This window comes from Comamonas brasiliensis (assembly GCF_018292285.1).
Classification (GTDB): Bacteria; Pseudomonadota; Gammaproteobacteria; order Burkholderiales; family Burkholderiaceae_C; genus Comamonas; species Comamonas brasiliensis.
In genome coordinates this window covers 7,501-24,690 of record NZ_JAANES010000003.1, presented here as the reverse complement: position 1 = coordinate 24,690, position 17,190 = coordinate 7,501, and the positions used below count along the sequence as shown (strand labels likewise).

The window sequence follows — 17,190 nt, the reverse complement described above, 5'->3', positions numbered from 1 at the left end:
GCGCACTGGGCGCTTTCAGTGCCATGTCCGATGGACTATAGCGGTTAATTTATTTTGCTACAAGTTTAGTAGCTTCAAATCTTCAACTGCAACGCCTTGAGGTGATAAACGCGACAAACAGCACGCAAGTGTTGCGGGTCAGCCACGAATCCGGGCGAAGACGCGCGTGCTTCAGGGTTTGTAGCAGTGATGAGAGTGCTGGAGCAGCCTGCGCGACAGGCTGGCGTGGTTTGCCGGCTGTGTTAGTGCTGGCTTAGGTGTTTCCAGGTGTAAAAATAGAGTCAAGCCATTGACCTGTCGGCGCAGGCAGCTATGAAAATCATAGTTCCTGTTTTGACGCCTGTATTTGCTTGAGTTGCACCAGCACTTGCAACAGGCGATTGGCCGGCGCGGCAATGCCCAGGGCCTGGGCGCGTCGCACCACATAGCCGTTGAGATGGTCGATTTCCGTGGGCTTGCCGCGCGCCAGATCCTGGGCCGTGGAAGAGAGCTGGCCGGGCATGGTGCGTGCGATGGCCGCGACCGCCTCGTCCACGGTAGAGGGAAGGATCACGCCGTCGGCCATGGCCACAGTCTTGCATTCGGCGGCAATGTCCTGCATCACGGCGGGTATGCCCTGCTGCGCGACCAGCCAGCCATAGGGCTGCTGAGTGAGGGCGGAGAGTGCGTTGTAGACGCAGTTGATGATGAGCTTTTGCCAGAGTGCAGCCAGCACGCCATCCGAGACTTGTGTGGGAATGCCGGCGGTGCTGAACTGGCCCGCGATCGCATCGCCCTGGGGGCAGGGAGCGATGACCAGCTCGCCCCGGCCAAAGTGACGCACATGGCCCGGGCCGGCCATGGCGGTGGCCACATAGACCACGGCAGCTGCCACCGGCTGTCGACCCAGCACCTGGCGCAGGCGCTGGTCGTTGTCCACGCCATTCTGCAAGCTCAGTATCTGGGTATGGGCAGCCAGATGGGGTTTGATCTGTGCGGCCGCTGCTTCGGTGTCGGTGGATTTCACGCAGAACAGCACGACATCGGCGCCCGCCACGGCACCGGGCTCGGTGCTGGTGGCGACGGGGAGGTGCAGATCTTCTGTTGCCGTCTGCAGTCGCAGCCCATGTTGGCTGACCGCCTGCATATGCGATGCTCTACCGATCAGCGTGACCGGGTGGCCGGCGCGTGCCAGCAGAGCTCCAAAGTAACAGCCCACCGAGCCCGCGCCCATGACGGCAACGGAAAGGCGGGAGGGGGCAGTGGTGTGGTCGGCCAGGTTCATGGGGCTATCCTGCAAAGTGGCTTAGCTCTTGAGCTTGAGCAGATAGGTCATCAGCTGGGCGGTGGAGGTCTCGACCTCCAGAAATTCCTGCAGCGCCTTGCCGGTTTGCCAAGAGGAGCTCCAATTATTGCTGACCAGGGCTTGTTTCCATTGCTCCTGATTGCTCGCATGGTCGATAGCAGCCAGCAGTTGCTGGATGCGCTCTGCAGGCAGGTTTCTGCCTGTAAAGACGGCGCGCCAGTTGGACATTTCGGCGTCCATGCCCTGGTCGCGCATGGAGGCGATGCCGAACATGGCGCGCCGCGAGGAAACACCGAGAGCACGCAGCTTGCCAGCCTGCAAGGCATCCCTGAGCTCGCTGTAGCCCGAGATTCCCACCTGTACCTGTTTTTGCAGCAGGGCCTGCAGCACCTCGTTGCCGCCGGGGAAGGCCTTGTACTGCAGTTGCTCCGCATTGGCCTTGGACAGGCGGGCCAGCATGCCCGCATACATATGGTCCACGCCGCCGGCGGAGCCTCCGGCAATCGCCAGTGCGGGCAGGTTTTCGCGCATGGCCTTGGTCAGTGCCTTGGGGTTGGCGATCGGTGAGTCGAAAGGCACGGCCACCACCAGGTAGTCACTGGTCAGGCGCGCCAGGGCTTGCACCTGATGCAACTCGGCCGACTTCTTGTTCAGCGCCAGAGCGCCGACCATGACCATGCCGCCGATCAGCAGGCTGTTGGGGTCGTTGCCGTAGCGCTTGGTGTATTCGGCCAAGCCTATGGTGCCGCCCTTGCCGCCGATGTTTTCATAAATGACCTTGTCCACCATGCCGCTGCCGATCAGCGCTGCACCCAGGGCGCGACCGGTCTGGTCCCAGCCGCCGCCGGGATTGGCGGGGATCACGATGCGCAACTGCGTCCCCAGGCGCTGGGGCGGGTTGGCCATGGCTGCCAAAGGCGTGGCCAGCAAGGCTGCGGAATAGCCCAGCCACTGGCGCCGTGTCGGAAGGCTGTGTGCTTGGATGGTGTTCATGTCTGTCTCCGTTGTTATGTGTCTTTTGGCGTGTTTGGCCGCAAGCAAAGGCTTGCTGACCTGGGGTACATGCGAAAAAGCCCCGACCTGAAACAGATCGGGGCTTGGAGTCGCAGGGAGCCGGCGTGCCGGTTCCTCGGGCTGGCTTTACAGCGAGTCGATGAAGCTGCGCAGCTTGTCGGAGCGCGAAGGGTGCTTGAGCTTGCGCAGCGCCTTGGCTTCGATCTGACGGATACGCTCGCGCGTCACGTCAAACTGCTTGCCGACTTCTTCCAGCGTGTGGTCGGTGGACATTTCGATACCGAAGCGCATGCGCAGCACCTTGGCTTCGCGAGGCGTCAGGCCGTCGAGGATGTCCTTGACCACATCGCGCAGACCGGCCTGCATGGCGGCATCGATGGGCGCCGTGTTGTTGCCGTCCTCGATGAAATCGCCCAGGTGGGAGTCGTCGTCGTCGCCGATGGGGGTTTCCATCGAGATCGGCTCCTTGGCGATCTTCATGATCTTGCGGATCTTGTCCTCGGGGATCTCCATCTTGGCTGCCAGGATGGACGCATCGGGCTCGAAACCAAACTCTTGCAAGTGCTGGCGCGAGATGCGGTTCATTTTGTTGATGGTCTCGATCATGTGCACGGGGATGCGGATCGTACGGGCCTGGTCGGCGATGGAGCGCGTGATGGCCTGACGAATCCACCAGGTCGCATAGGTCGAGAACTTGTAGCCGCGACGGTATTCGAACTTGTCCACGGCCTTCATCAGGCCGATATTGCCTTCCTGGATCAGATCCAGGAATTGCAGACCGCGGTTGGTGTACTTCTTGGCGATGGAGATCACGAGACGCAGGTTGGCCTCGATCATTTCCTTCTTGGCGTCACGGCTGGCGCGCTCGCCGCTGTTCATGCGCTTGTTGATGTGCTTGAGCTCTTCCAGAGGCACGACCACACGGGCCTGCAGGTCGATCAGGTTCTGCTGCAGCTCCTGCACGGGCGGAATGTTGCGTTCCAGCACGGCGCTGTAGTTCTTGCCTGCCGCCACTTGCTTGAGGACCCAGTCCAGGTTCAGCAGGTTGGGCGGGAAGTCCTTGATGAACTGCTCCTGCGGCATGCCGCACTTGTCCACGATGATCTTGCGCAGCTCGCGTTCCTTCTTGCGCACGTCATCCACCTGGGCGCGCACCAGATCGCAGAGCTTTTCAATCGTCTTGGCCGTGAAGCGAATGGTCATCAGCTCTTCGGTGATGGCCTTCTGCACCTTCATGTATGCCTCGGTGCCGTAGCCTTCCTTGTCATACACCTTGTGCATTTTGTCGAAAAGCTCGCGCATGGAGTCAAAGCGACCCAGGGCTTCGTTCTTCAGCTCTTCGAGCTTCTTGGTCAGGGCTTTGGAGCCGCCCTTGCCGTCATCGTCGTCTTCTTCGTCGTATTCGTCGAAGTCTTCTTCGGCCACATAGTCATCGTTCTCGTTGGCATTGACGAAGCCGTCCACCACGGTGGAGATGACAACCTTGCCTTCGCGGATCTCCTCGGCCATGTTGAGGATCTCGGCGATGGTCGCGGGGGAAGCCGAGATGGCTTCCATCATGTCCATCAGGCCGCCTTCGATGCGCTTGGCGATCTCGATTTCGCCTTCGCGTGTCAGCAGTTCGACGGTACCCATTTCACGCATGTACATGCGCACGGGGTCGGTGGTGCGGCCGAATTCGGAGTCCACGGTGGACAGAGCCGCTTCGGCTTCCTCTTCCGCTTCCTCTTCGGTGGTGGCTGACTGGCCGGTGTTGTTCAGCAGCAGGGTTTCCGCATCGGGAGTCTGCTCGTACACGGCTACGCCCATGTCGTTCAACATGGAGATCACGACTTCCAGCGTTTCGGCATCGACCAGCTTGTCGGGCAGGTGGTCGTTGATTTCGGCGTGGGTCAGGTAGCCGCGGGTCTTGCCCAGCTTGATCAGCATCTTCAGACGCTGACGGCGGGTGTTCATTTCCTCTTCGGTCAGAACGGTCTCGTCCAGGCCGAATTCCTTCATCAAGGCGCGTTCCTTCGCCTTGCTGATCTTCATGCGCAGAGGCTTGGCCTTTTCGGCAGGAGCAGCAGACGCTTCGGTGACTGTCTCCTCTTCGATTTCGCCTTCCAGATCGCTGTCGATATCCGACAGGTCGGCGTCATCCATGTCCTCGTCGGCTTCCTTGGCCTTGGGCTTGCGACCGCGCTTGGCAGGAGTCTTGTCGGCATCGGCGCTGGCAGCGGGGGCTTTGACGGCGGCAGCCTTCTTGGCGGGAGCAGCCTTTTTGGCGACGGTCTTCTTGGCGGCAGGAGCGGCAGCTGTGTCGTCGTCTTCTTCGGCCTTCTTGCGGCCGCGCTTGGGAGTTGCCTGCGCCAGCAGCGCATCGGCCATGGCTTTGAGTTCGGCTTGTGACTTGGTAACCACGGTGGTGTCTTTCTTGGCTTCGGCTGCAGATGCAGCACTCTTCTTCACAGCAGGCTTGCTGGCACTGGCCTTTTTCGCGGACTCTGCTGCGGAAGTGGAAGTTTTAGAGGTCTTGGGCTTTGCTGAAGCTTCTGGGGCCTGCTTGGACTTCACGGACTTTGAAACGGGCATGAACACCTCTCACGGTACGAACACACACAAACACACAAAGGAAAACGGAAAATGCAAACAAACGCCATCAAAGCTGGCGCAAGAACAGGCCTAGCCTGTCCGGTGGAGCACAAAGACTCCATGGCAAGATGTTGGGGCGATCATTTGGTATGCAATCCTTGCGAGAAATGGGCCATGCAGTTGCTGCCATCACGTGATTTCTTCACGGGGCCCGGGTCGGAGGTGTTGCTGTCGCTCTTGCCTGTAACCTCTAAATTATACCTTTTTTAAAGATGTCAAGAGGTGGAGCTAATAATTACAGATAAATTTTTTCGCCGCTGTTGAAACTCTATGTAACGCCTTGCCGCCGTGGGGTCGGTGGCGATCTCCTTGAGTGCCTGGGCTTCCTCGCGCTTGAGGTGATCCACCAGGATCAGATTCAGCGTGCCGCGCAATTCCTTGCGCAACTCGTCGACTTCTCCCTCGGGGTTGGCATGGGCGCCGCTCATCAGCTTGCTGGCCAGCGGTTCGCAGGGCGAGCCTTGCAATTGCTCGCGCAGCACCGCCCAAGAACGGGGTCCGGACTCGGTGAACTGGGCTTCAAGCCAGCGGAACAAGGGGGCATGGCTTTGGTTGCAGCGCGCCAGGGCATCGAAATCCTCATGGGTCATCTCTTCCATGAACTCCATGTGACACATCAGCAGGCGAGCGGCCTGGTCTTCGCGGCTGACCGGCGTGGGGCGCGGGCCCAGCTGCGGCGGGTTCCAGTCCTCGCCCTTCTTGCCCCAGGGCTTGCGCTGGCGGCCGAATTCCTTGCGGCCCGACCAGTTGCCGCCGCCGCCCTGGCTCGGGTAGGAGGGGGCTGGTGCCGCAGCATCGGCCCAGTCGGGGGCGCTTTCCCAGCTGGCCGGTGGCGCATCCCATTCCGGTGCCTGAGGGCCGGAGGGTGCTGGGGCAGGTGCGCGGCGGGCAATGGGGGCTGTGCGTGCGGTTTCCTGCGCCCAGATATCGGTGAGGTCGCGCGAGTCCAGCTGGGCCAGGGCTGCGATTTCGGAGAGCAGCTGGCGCTTGAGGGCTCCGTCGGGCAACAGCGACCACAGCGGCCGTGCGTTGCTGGCCATATGGGCACGGCCTTCGGTCTGGCCCAGATCGCAGCCCTCGCTGGCCGATTCGATGAGAAAGCGGCTCAGCGGCGTGGCATCGCCCACATAGCGCGAGAAGGCCTCGGGGCCGAATTCGCGGATGAAGCTGTCGGGGTCGTGCTCCGAAGGCAGGAACAGGAATTTGATGGAGCGCGTGTCGGTCGCCAGCGGCAGGGCCGCATCCAGCGCCTTGCGCGCGGCGCGCCGGCCCGCGTTATCGCCGTCGAAGCTGAAGACCACGGCATCGGTGAAGCGAAACAGCTTTTGAACATGCTCCGGCGTGCAGGCCGTTCCAAGCGTGGCCACGGCATTGGCAAAGCCGAGCTGGGCCAGCGCCACCACGTCCATATAGCCTTCGGTGACCAGGGCGTAGCCCATGTCGCGCAGGGCCTGGCGGGCCTCGTAAAGGCCGTAGAGTTCTCGGCCCTTGTGGAAGACCGGAGTTTCGGGGGAATTCAGGTATTTGGGTTTCTCATCGCCAAACACCCGGCCGCCAAAGCCTATGCATTCGCCTTTGACATTGCGAATCGGGAACATCAGCCGGTCGCGGAAACGGTCGTAGCGGCGGCTGTCGTCCTCGCCCACGATGACCAGCCCGCATTCTTCAAGCTGCGGGTTGTCGTACTCGGCGAATACGCTGGCCAGGCCATGCCAGCCTGCAGGCGCATAGCCCAGGCCGAAGCGCTTGGAGACCTCGCCCGAGACGCCGCGCTTTTTCAGATACTCGATGGCCTTGGGTGCGGCCTTGAGCTGTTTGCGATAGGACTCGCCGGCTTTTTCAAGCAGGTCGCTCAGGGTCTCGGCTTTCTGCTTTTGCTGGGCCTGGCGCTGGCGCTCGGCCGGACTGATGTCGTCCTGCGGCACTTGCAGGCCGCATTGATTGGCAAGCTCCTGCACGGCCTCGACAAAGCCCATGCCGGCATGCTCCATCAGAAAGCCGATGGCATTGCCGTTCTTGCCGCAGCCAAAGCAGTGAAAAAACTGCTTGCTGGGGCTGACCGTGAAAGAGGGCGATTTTTCGCCATGGAATGGGCATAGGCCCATGAAGTTGGCGCCGCCCTTTTTGAGCTGCACATAGCGGCCCACGATGTCGACCACGTCGACGCGGGAGAGCAACTCTTGGATGAATGATTGGGGAATGGCCACCCGCGTATTTTGCCTTTTTCGGCAATGGCCGATGGCGCGGCAGGAATGAGGAGGGCGGGCAAAAAAAAGCCTGCACCGATGGGTGCAGGCTCAGGTCTCCTGATGCCTGGATCATTGCCAGGCTCTCCTCTAAAACGTCTCCTCCGCCACACAGTTTTGAGGCATGCGACCGGCTCCGTGCGGGAGAGATGCCGGCCTGGCCTGCCAGCGTGGGCAGTCAGATCCTCAAAAACATGTGCGCATTCTAAAAGCGATTCAAGGTCTGGGTGGTTGCTCTGTCAGATAAATGATGTCTTATAGATGACTTGCATGAGATGCCACTGCTTGAGGAATGATGGGGTTTCTGATTGTTTTCATAAGTATTTGATTTTCAATTAATTTATTGAATTTCAGAAGCTGTTGAAAGTATTGGTTTGATCAATGACCTTTTGCGCTGCTCTGGTTTCTGTGTGCGAGAGCCAGGCGGAATCCGGCTTGACCTGGATCACAACAGACTTGCATGGCGCTCGGTTGTAAGCCTGGCGTGACGGATGCTGGAGTACAAAACGCTCAGGAGACAAACATGACAAGTTCTTTCGATCTGAACCTCACCCCGAATACCGCCAACCATGCCGCGCTGACGCCGCTGGGATTTATTGCCCGCACGGCCGAGGTCTACCCCGAGCGCCTGGCCATCGTTCATGGCGACCTGCGCCAGAACTGGGCGCAGACCTATGCACGTTGCCGCCAGCTGGCCAGCAGCCTGCAGAAAATCGGCATCGGCAAGAACGACACCGTGGCCGTGATGCTGCCCAATACACCGCCCATGGTGGAGGCCCACTTTGGCGTGCCCATGGCCGGTGCCGTACTCAACACGCTCAACACCCGGCTGGATGCCGAGACTCTGGCCTTCATGCTCGACCATGGCGAAGCCAGGGCCCTGATCGTGGACCCCGAGTTCGCGCCTCTGATGGCCAGGGCGCTCAAGCTGCGCCAGAGCACCGCGCCCATCTATGTGATCCAGGTCGAAGACCCGGTTTACGGCGAGGCGGCCGAGCAGATCGGTGCCACCGACTACGAGAGCTTTTTGGCCCAGGGCGATGCCGGTTTCGACTGGCAATGGCCCGGCGACGAATGGGATGCGATTGCGCTGAACTACACCAGCGGAACCACGGGCAATCCCAAGGGCGTGGTCTATCACCATCGCGGCGCGCACAACAATGCCATCAGCAATGTGCTGGAGTGGGACATGCCCAAGCACGCTGTCTATCTGTGGACGCTGCCCATGTTCCACTGCAACGGCTGGTGCTTCCCCTGGACGGTGGCCGCACGCGCGGCGGTCAATGTCTGTCTGCGACGAGTGGATGCGCAGGCGATTTTTGATGCCATCCGCAACCACGGCGTGAGCCATTACTGCGGCGCGCCCATTGTGCACAGCCTGCTGGTGAATGCGCCGGCTGCCATGAAGCAGGGCGTGCCCGCCGGCGTCAAGGCCATGGTGGCAGGGGCAGCGCCGCCCGCATCGATGATCGAGGGCATGGAGGCCATGGGCTTTGACATCACCCATGTCTACGGCCTGACCGAAACCTATGGCCCGGCCACGGTTTGCGCCAAGCATGAGAGCTGGAATGTGCTCGATATCGGCGAGCGCGCCCGCCTGAACTCGCGCCAGGGCGTGCGCTACCACCTGCAGCGCTCTGCGGCCGTGCTGGACCCTGAAACCATGCAGCCCGTGCCGCGTGACGGCCAGACCATGGGCGAGATCATGTTCCAGGGCAATATCGCCATGAAGGGCTATCTCAAGAATCCGCAAGCGACGCAGGAAGCCTTCCGCGGCGGCTGGTTCCACAGCGGCGACCTTGCCGTGCAGCATCCCGACGGCTATATCCAGATCAAGGATCGCAGCAAGGACATCATCATCTCGGGAGGCGAGAACATCTCGTCCATCGAAGTGGAGGATGTGCTCTACCGCCACCCCGCCGTGCTGGCGGCGGCCGTGGTGGCCAAGCCCGACCCCAAATGGGGCGAGACGCCCTGTGCCTTCATCGAGCTCAAAGCCGGAGCCGAGACTACGGCCGAAGACATCATTGCCCACTGCAAAAAGCACCTGGCCGGCTACAAGGTGCCGCGCGCGGTGGTGTTCGGCGAGCTGCCCAAGACCAGCACGGGCAAGATCCAGAAGTTCGAGCTGCGCAAGCAGGCAGGCTCGGCTTCCGCCATCTCGGTCTGAGATCCCGCCGCCGACCCCAAGGTCCGATGCCTCAGCTAGGTGGGCAGCGGGCTCTTTATGTCTGTCAGATCAGCAAATTTGATAGCTGCTAGCGCTTGTTATTCATAGAACTTGGATAGTTTTCAATCTGAAATCTATGAATAGCCTGCGCAATAAGCTCTGAATGAGATAGCGGCAGCTGGATGGTGCGTCACGCCAGTTCGGGAGGTATGCGCTGCCAGCCTTCGGGCGTCACGCGCAGCACCTCGCTGCGCTGTGTATCGGCATCGATATGCCAGTCGCTGAGCACGATGCGCCATTGGTCATTGCCCAGCGCGTGGTCGGCGGGCTGATGGGTATGGCCGTGAATCATCCAGGGCGCTTGCGCGGTCTGCATCCAGGTGCTGCTCATCTGCGCGTCGGCATCCGCGTAGGGTGCGCCGCTTTGCTTGCGCTGCTCGCTTTCGCTGCGTGCCGATCTGCCGATCGCGCGGCGCACGGCCAGCGGCTGGGCCAGCAACTGCTGTTGCCAGGCGGCGGAGCGCGAAACAGCGCGGAATTGCTGGTACTCCACATCGTCCAGGCATAGCGCATCGCCATGGCTGATCAGGATGCTGGGGCCTGCCCACAGCAATACCGTGGGGTCGGAAAGCCCGCTCATGCCGCTGCGGCGCAGAAACTCGTCGCCGGCCAGAAAGTCGCGGTTGCCGACCATGAAGAACAGCGGGCGCTGCTGCGCCGCCTCGCGCAGCACGGCGGCGCATTCGGCCTCGAAGCTGCCGGGTTCATCGAGTGCATCGTCACCGACCCAGACTTCAAACAGATCGCCGAGGATAAAGATGGCATCGGCCGTGCTGCGCGTCAGATAGCTGCGCCAGGCTTCGACCGTCTGCGGCTCCGAAGGCTGCAGATGCAGATCGGAAATAAAGTCGATGGCTCGCCAGCCGGGTGCGCCTTGCAGCTGCGCCACCTGAGGAGCCGTCGTGCGGGGATCTGAAGATTCAGTCATGTGATGATGGTGGGCAGCCTGAAAACAATAACGGCCCCGAGCGAGAGGCGGCAAGCAAGAGCCGCCTCGCAGCGAGGCCGTCGTCCCCCTTGGGGGAAGGCGCGCAGCGCCTCAGGGGGTTAGATCGCGATCGCCTTGTCGATCACCACGGCGTCGAAAGGCACGTCGTCGTGGAAGCCCTTGCGAGTGGTGCGCACCTTCTTGATGGCGTCCACGACTTCTTCACCCTTGACCACCTTGCCGAACACGGCGTAGCCCCAGCCCTGGCCGGTGGGGGCGGTATGGTTCAGGAAGCCGTTGTCCACGGTGTTGATGAAGAACTGTGCAGTTGCGCTGTGGGGATCGCTGGTGCGAGCCATGGCAATCGTGTACTTGTCGTTCTTCAGGCCGTTCTTGGCTTCGTTCTCGATGGGAGCCGCGGTGTCCTTTTGCTTCATGTCGGCCGCGAAACCGCCGCCCTGGATCATGAAGTTCTTGATCACGCGGTGGAAGATGGTGCCGTTGTAGAAGCCCTGGTTCACGTAGTTCAGGAAGTTCTCGGTGGACTTGGGCGCGTTCACGGCGTCCAGTTCCAGGGTGATCACGCCCTGGGTGGCGGTATCGGCCACGTTGATGGTCACGTGCAGTTCGACTTGGGGATTGCTCATGTCTGTGCTTTCTAGAGGATGGAGTAAGGAGGCTGGCGCGGCCCGGCTTGGGCAGCGCTGCCCGGTTGTTTACTTGATTTCGGTGGCGGAGAGGATTGTTACCGGCGTGGTGGGCACATTCTGGTGCATGCCACGGTTGCCCGTAGCCACGGCGCGGATTTTGTCCACCACATCCATGCCCTTGATGACCTTGCCGAAGACGGTATAGCCATAGCCATCAGGCTTGGGTGCGTTGAGCATGTCGTTGTTCACCACATTGATGAAGAACTGCGAGGTGGCGGAGTTGGGATTGCCGGTGCGCGCCATGGCAATCGTGCCGCGGTCGTTCTTGAGGCCGTTGCTGGCTTCCAGCGGAATCGGCGCGCGTGTGGGCTTCTCGCTCAGATTGGCGTCCATGCCGCCGCCCTGGATCATGAAGCCGTCGATGACGCGGTGGAACACCGTGCCGTCATAGTGCTTGTCGCGCACATATTGCAGGAAATTGGCCGCGCTCTTGGGGGCCTTGGCATCGTTGAGCTCGACCACGATATCGCCCATGCTGGTCTTGAGCTGCACCTTGGACTGCGCCTGGGCCAGGCCGGGGATTGCGAAAACAGTGGCTGTCAGCGCAATCGCGGACAGGGCCTTGAGGCTGTTTCGACGGAAATTCAGCATGGTCATATTCCTGGGTAAGTGAGTCTTGGGCAGGGTCGCTGGACAGCGGCTGCAAAAAAACCGGTTTGAGGCAGCTGAGGGCGCCGGCCGGCTTCACAAGAGGGAGGAGGGCGGGATGACAAAAAGCGGATTCAGCGGGCCGGGGCAGGTGTTGCAAGAGAGGCTGCGGGTTGCAGCAAGTCCTTGAGCTGCTTGAGCTTGGGGTTCAGGGCTGCGGGGCGGCCGCCCTTGGCCAGGGACTGCGCATAGGACTGATAGGCCAGGCGGGCATAGATATCGCCCAGGTTCTCGTGCGCCACGGCATAGTTCGGATTGTTGCGCACGGCGGCTTCGAGTGCGGAGCGGGCGCGATCCAGATCGCCCTGGCGTGCATAGATCACGGCCAGATTGTTATAGGGCTCGGGCAGCTCGGGATAGTCCTCGGTCAGCTGGCGAAAAGCCGTGATCGCGTCTTCGGTCTTGCCGTCATTGCTCAGCGCGATACCGCGCAGAAAACGCATTTGCGGGTCGCGTGAATTCTTGGCCAGATAGGTGTCCGCTTTTTGCAGTGCCTGCTGGGTTTTGCCGCTTTTGAGCAACTGGGCAACATCCGTGTAATCGTCGGCGTGGGCGCTACCTGCAGCGAGCAAGGCAGCCAGGGCTGCCGCACGCGCTGCGGTACTGAACAAGTTGCGTACAGGCATGTAGGTGCTTTCATTGCGCCGCAAAACTGCGCTGCGGCGGGAGCTTATACTGCGGGGAATTGTAGCTGAGGGGTGTGCGGCGCTTAGGCGTGTGGCCGGACCGGGATGTGTCTGGATGCTAGTGCGCATTTTTCAGCCTCAGGGAATGGCAGGCACGGTTTATGCATCGCAGGCATGACCAGTGCTGCTGCTCGCCACCCTCTCTCCCTATTTCAAGATTCATGAGTTTGCGTATCTACAACACGCTGTCGCGTGCACTGGAATCGTTTTCGCCGCTTGAGCCGGGCCATGTGCGTATGTACGTCTGTGGCATGACGGTCTATGACCTCTGCCACCTGGGCCATGCACGCTCCATGGTGGCTTTCGACGTGGTGCAGCGCTGGCTGCGCGCCAGCGGCTACAAGGTGACCTATGTGCGCAACATCACCGACATCGATGACAAGATCATCCGACGTGCGGTGGAAAACGGCGAGACCATACGCAGTCTGACCGATCGCATGATCGATGCTCTGCACCAGGACGCGGATGCGCTGGGCATCGAGCGCCCCACGCTGGAGCCGCGCGCCACCGAATACGTGCCGCAGATGCTGGGCATGATCGCCAAGCTGCAGGACAAGGGCCTGGCCTATCAGGCCGGCAATGGCGATATGAACTATGCCGTGCGCAAGTTTGCGGGCTACGGCAAGCTCTCGGGCAAGTCGCTGGACGAGCTCAACGCCGGCGAGCGCGTGGCCGTGGCCGACGGCAAGCTTGACCCGCTGGACTTTGTGCTGTGGAAGTCGGCCAAGGCGGACGAGCCGGCCGATGTGAAATGGCAGAGTCCGTTTGGCGAAGGCCGCCCCGGCTGGCATATCGAATGCTCGGCCATGGGTTGCGAGCTGCTGGGCGAGAGCTTTGACATCCATGGCGGCGGAGCAGACCTGCAGTTCCCTCACCATGAGAACGAGATTGCCCAGAGCGAAGGTGCGACCGGCAAGCCGTTTGCGCGGACCTGGATGCACAACGGTTTCATCAACGTCGACAACGAGAAGATGTCCAAGTCGCTGGGCAACTTCTTCACCATCCGCGACGTGCTCAAGGAATACGACGCCGAGACCATCCGGTTCTTCGTCGTGCGCAGCCACTACCGCAGCCCGCTGAACTATTCCAACGTGCATCTCGATGATGCGCGTGGAGCGCTCAAGCGCCTCTATACCGCTCTGGATCTGGTGGCGCCCGCAGAGATGCAGGTCGACTGGAGCAATCCCTATGCCGCCCGCTTCAAAGCGGCGATGGATGAAGACTTCGGCACGCCCGAGGCAGTGGCTGTGCTGTTCGAGCTGGCCGCTGAAGTCAATCGCAGCAAGTCGCCCGAGGTGGCGGGCTTGCTCAAGGCATTGGGCGCATGCCTGGGTCTGCTGCAGGCCGAGCCACAGAAGTTCTTGCAGGCCGGTGCCGAAGGTGTGGATGCTGCCGCGATCGAGGCCCTGATTGCCGCGCGCGCAGAAGCCAAGGCCGCCAGGAACTGGGCCGAGGCCGACCGCATCCGCAAGGAACTGCTTGAGCAGGGCATCGTCCTCAAGGACTCTGCCGCAGGTACGACCTGGGAATCGGCCGCCAAGGGCTGAGACTGCATGCAATATTCCATCAACTGTGTGAACAGTGCGAAGGGGCGTGCATGAGCGCGGTCAAGCATCTGGACACCATGGAGTTCGAGCAGCTGCCGCTGGTTGCCGATCTGCCCGTGCCCATGGGGCCGGCTGCGCCTTTGCCTGTCGCTCCTTTGGGGGCTGCGGCCATGGTTCAGCCTGCGGGGCCGGCCGGCAAGGACCTGGCGCCAGCCAAGCTGGCTGCAGCGCCCAAGGTGGCTGCACCCAAGATCCATCTGGATCTGCCTGATGGCGTGCCTGCCTACTGGGCCGAGGCTTGCCGCCAGCTCATGCGCCGCGATCGCGTGCTCAAGCGATTGATTCCGCAGCTCGGCAGCCAGGCGCTGCTGCCCTGCGGGCAGGAGCAGGCCTTTGCCACTTTGGCCCGCTCCATCATCGGGCAGCAGATCTCGGCAAAGTCGGCCAAGACCTTGTGGAACAAGTTCGCCAAGCTGCCTGCTGCCATGCAGCCCGAGCAGGTGCTCAGGCTCAAGGTGGACGATATGCGTGGCGCTGGACTGTCGGCCCGCAAGGTCGACTATCTGGTCGATCTGGCTCTGCACTTCACCGAACATCGCCTGCACATGGATGAATGGGCTCAGATGAGCGATGAGGTCATCATCGCCGAGCTGATGTCCATACGCGGTCTCAGTCGCTGGACGGCCGAGAATTTTCTGATTTACTGCCTGGGGCGGCCCAATGTGCTGCCTCTGGACGATGCCGGTTTGATACAGGGCATCTCTCTCAATCATTTTTCGGGCGATCCTGTCAGTCGCAGCGATGCCCGTGAAGTTGCCGAGGCTTGGAAACCGTGGTGTACGGTTGCAACTTGGTATATTTGGCGCTCGCTCGAGGCGCAGCCTGTGGCTTGATGACATCTGTCCACTGGCCGATTGCAAGGATTGCAACAGGCTGGCACAAGGAGAAATACGTTGGCGAAAAAGAACTTTCTGGATTTTGAGCAGCCCATTGCAGAACTCGAATCCAAAATCGAAGAACTGCGCTATGTGCAGACTGAAAGCGCAGTAGATATCTCGGAAGAGATCGATCAGCTCAGCAAGAAAAGCCTGCAGCTGACCAAGGACATCTACAGCGACCTGACCCCCTGGCAGATCACCAAGATTGCCCGCCATACCGAGCGCCCCTATACGCTCGACTATGTGCGCGAGTGCTTTACCGACTTTGTCGAAATGCATGGCGACCGCCACTTTGCGGATGACCAGTCCATCATCGGCGGCCTGGCACGCTTCAATGGCCAGCCCTGCATGGTGATCGGTCATCAAAAGGGCCGCGATACCAAGGAGCGCACGCTGCGTAACTTTGGCATGACGCGTCCCGAGGGTTATCGCAAGGCCTTGCGTCTGATGAAGACGGCCGAGAAGTTCAAGCTGCCCGTGTTCACTTTCGTGGACACGCCCGGCGCCTTCCCCGGTATCGATGCCGAGGAGCGTGGTCAGTCCGAGGCCATCGGTCGCAACATCTACGAAATGGCGCAGCTGCAGACCCCCATCATCACCACCATCATCGGTGAAGGTGGCTCGGGCGGTGCGCTGGCGATTGCCGTGGCCGACCAGGTGCTGATGCTGCAATATTCCGTGTACTCGGTGATCAGCCCCGAAGGCTGCGCTTCCATTCTGTGGAAGACGGGTGAAAAGGCCCAGGAAGCAGCGGATGCCATGGGCATTACCGCCCACCGCCTCAAGGCGCTGGGTCTGGTGGACAAGATCGTCAATGAGCCTGTGGGTGGTGCTCACCGCGATCACAAGCAAATGGGTGCCTTCCTCAAGCGTGCACTGGGCGATGCCTATCGCCAGCTGACCGATCTCAAGCCCAAGGAGCTGCAGGATCGTCGCTACGATCGCATTCAGAGCTACGGCAAGTTTGCCGACACCAAGGCCGACAACCGCTGATCAGGCTGGCTTGATGCCGCTTGCGCACAATGGCTCCTTCGGGAGCCATTTGTTTTTGTCGAGAGCTTATGCGCGAAATGCGCCTTAAACCCTTGCTGAGTAAGCGTTAGCTGCTATTGAATTGGAAAGAGGGAGTTTGTTGTTCATGCAAGCCCAGTCAGATGCTGACTTGTTGGCGGCTTCGGCCGGTCGGGTGGATGCCGCGGTGGCTGCATTCAATCCAGCGCTGCCGCTGGTTGTGGCCTTCAGTGGCGGAGCCGATTCGTCGGCTCTGCTGCTGGCCTGCCATGCGCGCTGGCCGGGGCAGGTGAGGGCGATCCATGTGCACCATGGTTTGCAGTCTGCAGCCGATGGTTTTCAGCAGCACTGCGAGCAACTGTGCGCCCGGCACGGCATTGCCCTCAAGGTCTGCGCCATCGATGCGCGCAATATGCAGGGGCAAAGCCCCGAAGACGCGGCGCGTCAGGGGCGCTATGCAGCCTTGATTCAGGCGGCCGGCCAGCCTTGGCTGGCTGCAAACGGTCATGCGCTGGATGCGGTGCGCTCCATGGCGCTGGCCCAGCATGCCGACGACCAGGTCGAGACCTTGCTGCTGGCGCTCTCCCGTGGTGCAGGTGTGGCCGGTCTGGCGGCCATGCCCGGGCATTGGCAAAGAGCGGGGCTGGAGTGGTTCAGACCCTTGCTGGCAGTGCCCGGGCAGGCGCTGCGAGACTGGTTGCGGCTCAGGGGTTTGAGCTGGGTCGAGGATCCGACGAATACCGATCAGGGTTACACGCGCAACCGCATCCGGGCTCAGCTGCTGCCGGTGCTGGAGCAGGTCTTTCCGCAGTTCCGCAGCACGTTCGCACGCAGCAGCGCCCATTGCGCCCAGGCGTCCGAACTGCTGGACGAGCAGGCTGCGGCAGACCTGCAGATGGTGGGACTGCCGCCAGCTATCAAGGCGCTGCAGCGTTTGAGTGAGGCACGCCTGGGCAATGTTCTGCGCTATTGGCTGCGTGTCGCGCATGACACCACGCCGACGGCGGCGCAGCTTGCGCAACTCATGGCGCAGGTCGGCGTTTGCACTACGCGAGGGCACCGCATCCACATCAAGGTGGGGCGGGGTTTTGTGGAGCGCCAGGGGACAAGTCTCGGTTGGTACAATTCCTAGGTTTTGGTTTTTTTACCTGTACGAAAACCGCCGGCGCGCCAAAACCTTTGTGATCTGCGCCGTGGCTGCTGTTTCGTCACCCTTTAGTATCCAATGGCACTGATCGTTCATAAATACGGCGGCACCTCGATGGGCTCGACAGAGCGCATCCGCAACGTCGCCAAGCGTGTGGCCAAATGGG

At 61.2% G+C, this 17,190-nt stretch carries 14 protein-coding genes (1 of these 14 only partly in view); 6 read left to right on the top strand and 8 right to left on the bottom strand.

The window, feature by feature from the left end:
- Positions 1 to 319: 319 nt before the first annotated feature.
- The 4 genes from DJFAAGMI_RS12760 to dnaG all read right to left on the bottom strand — a co-directional run bounded on the left by DJFAAGMI_RS12760 (position 320) and on the right by dnaG (position 7,140).
- A complete protein-coding gene (locus DJFAAGMI_RS12760) occupies positions 320 to 1,264 on the bottom strand; it encodes a ketopantoate reductase family protein (protein ID WP_211457441.1) in 945 nt (314 codons plus the stop codon).
- A gap of 21 nt (positions 1,265 to 1,285) precedes the next feature.
- Complete coding sequence (locus tag DJFAAGMI_RS12755; protein WP_211457440.1) at positions 1,286 to 2,278, bottom strand: tripartite tricarboxylate transporter substrate binding protein; 993 nt, start codon at positions 2,276 to 2,278, stop codon at positions 1,286 to 1,288.
- Positions 2,279 to 2,425: 147 nt separating this feature from the next.
- Entirely contained in the window at positions 2,426 to 4,873 is a 2,448-nt protein-coding gene (gene rpoD / locus DJFAAGMI_RS12750; protein ID WP_211457439.1) for an RNA polymerase sigma factor RpoD, read from the bottom strand.
- Between the two features lie 275 nt (positions 4,874 to 5,148).
- Positions 5,149 to 7,140, bottom strand: a complete 1,992-nt coding sequence (dnaG, locus tag DJFAAGMI_RS12745; RefSeq protein ID WP_211457438.1) for a DNA primase — start codon at positions 7,138 to 7,140, stop codon at positions 5,149 to 5,151.
- 562 nt (positions 7,141 to 7,702) lie between these two features.
- On the opposite strand from dnaG, the gene DJFAAGMI_RS12740 reads away from it, so the two are divergent.
- Positions 7,703 to 9,349: an acyl-CoA synthetase gene (locus tag DJFAAGMI_RS12740; protein WP_211457437.1), complete on the top strand. Its 1,647-nt coding sequence runs from the start codon at positions 7,703 to 7,705 to the stop codon at positions 9,347 to 9,349.
- A gap of 190 nt (positions 9,350 to 9,539) precedes the next feature.
- Here DJFAAGMI_RS12740 and DJFAAGMI_RS12735 read toward each other — a convergent pair whose 3' ends face one another.
- The 4 genes from DJFAAGMI_RS12735 to DJFAAGMI_RS12720 form a co-directional block, all read right to left on the bottom strand.
- The gene (locus DJFAAGMI_RS12735) at positions 9,540 to 10,337 is read right to left on the bottom strand and encodes a UDP-2,3-diacylglucosamine diphosphatase (protein WP_211457436.1); all 798 of its coding nucleotides are present in this window, start codon (positions 10,335 to 10,337) and stop codon (positions 9,540 to 9,542) included.
- A 119-nt stretch (positions 10,338 to 10,456) separates the two neighbouring features.
- A complete protein-coding gene (locus DJFAAGMI_RS12730; RefSeq protein ID WP_003057608.1) occupies positions 10,457 to 10,984 on the bottom strand; it encodes a peptidylprolyl isomerase in 528 nt (175 codons plus the stop codon).
- A 69-nt stretch (positions 10,985 to 11,053) separates the two neighbouring features.
- The gene (locus DJFAAGMI_RS12725) at positions 11,054 to 11,638 is read right to left on the bottom strand and encodes a peptidylprolyl isomerase (RefSeq protein ID WP_211457435.1); all 585 of its coding nucleotides are present in this window, start codon (positions 11,636 to 11,638) and stop codon (positions 11,054 to 11,056) included.
- 131 nt (positions 11,639 to 11,769) lie between these two features.
- The gene (locus DJFAAGMI_RS12720) at positions 11,770 to 12,321 is read right to left on the bottom strand and encodes a tetratricopeptide repeat protein (RefSeq protein ID WP_019043728.1); all 552 of its coding nucleotides are present in this window, start codon (positions 12,319 to 12,321) and stop codon (positions 11,770 to 11,772) included.
- Positions 12,322 to 12,542: 221 nt separating this feature from the next.
- Here DJFAAGMI_RS12720 and cysS point away from each other — a divergent pair, with 221 nt between their 5' ends.
- The 5 genes from cysS to DJFAAGMI_RS12695 form a co-directional block, all read left to right on the top strand.
- On the top strand, positions 12,543 to 13,928 hold the full coding sequence (cysS, locus tag DJFAAGMI_RS12715) for a cysteine--tRNA ligase (RefSeq protein ID WP_211457434.1): 1,386 nt from the start codon (positions 12,543 to 12,545) through the stop codon (positions 13,926 to 13,928).
- Positions 13,929 to 13,978: 50 nt separating this feature from the next.
- The gene (locus tag DJFAAGMI_RS12710) at positions 13,979 to 14,821 is read left to right on the top strand and encodes a DNA-3-methyladenine glycosylase family protein (protein ID WP_211457433.1); all 843 of its coding nucleotides are present in this window, start codon (positions 13,979 to 13,981) and stop codon (positions 14,819 to 14,821) included.
- 60 nt (positions 14,822 to 14,881) lie between these two features.
- Positions 14,882 to 15,859, top strand: a complete 978-nt coding sequence (locus DJFAAGMI_RS12705; RefSeq protein ID WP_003057594.1) for an acetyl-CoA carboxylase carboxyltransferase subunit alpha — start codon at positions 14,882 to 14,884, stop codon at positions 15,857 to 15,859.
- A gap of 139 nt (positions 15,860 to 15,998) precedes the next feature.
- Complete coding sequence (gene tilS / locus DJFAAGMI_RS12700) at positions 15,999 to 17,009, top strand: tRNA lysidine(34) synthetase TilS (protein ID WP_211457937.1); 1,011 nt, start codon at positions 15,999 to 16,001, stop codon at positions 17,007 to 17,009.
- A 93-nt stretch (positions 17,010 to 17,102) separates the two neighbouring features.
- Positions 17,103 to 17,190 carry the 5' end (the start) of an aspartate kinase gene (locus DJFAAGMI_RS12695; protein ID WP_003057587.1) on the top strand. It continues 1,178 nt past the right edge of the window, so 88 of the gene's 1,266 nt are visible here — the first part of the coding sequence; the start codon lies at positions 17,103 to 17,105; the stop codon falls past the right edge of the window.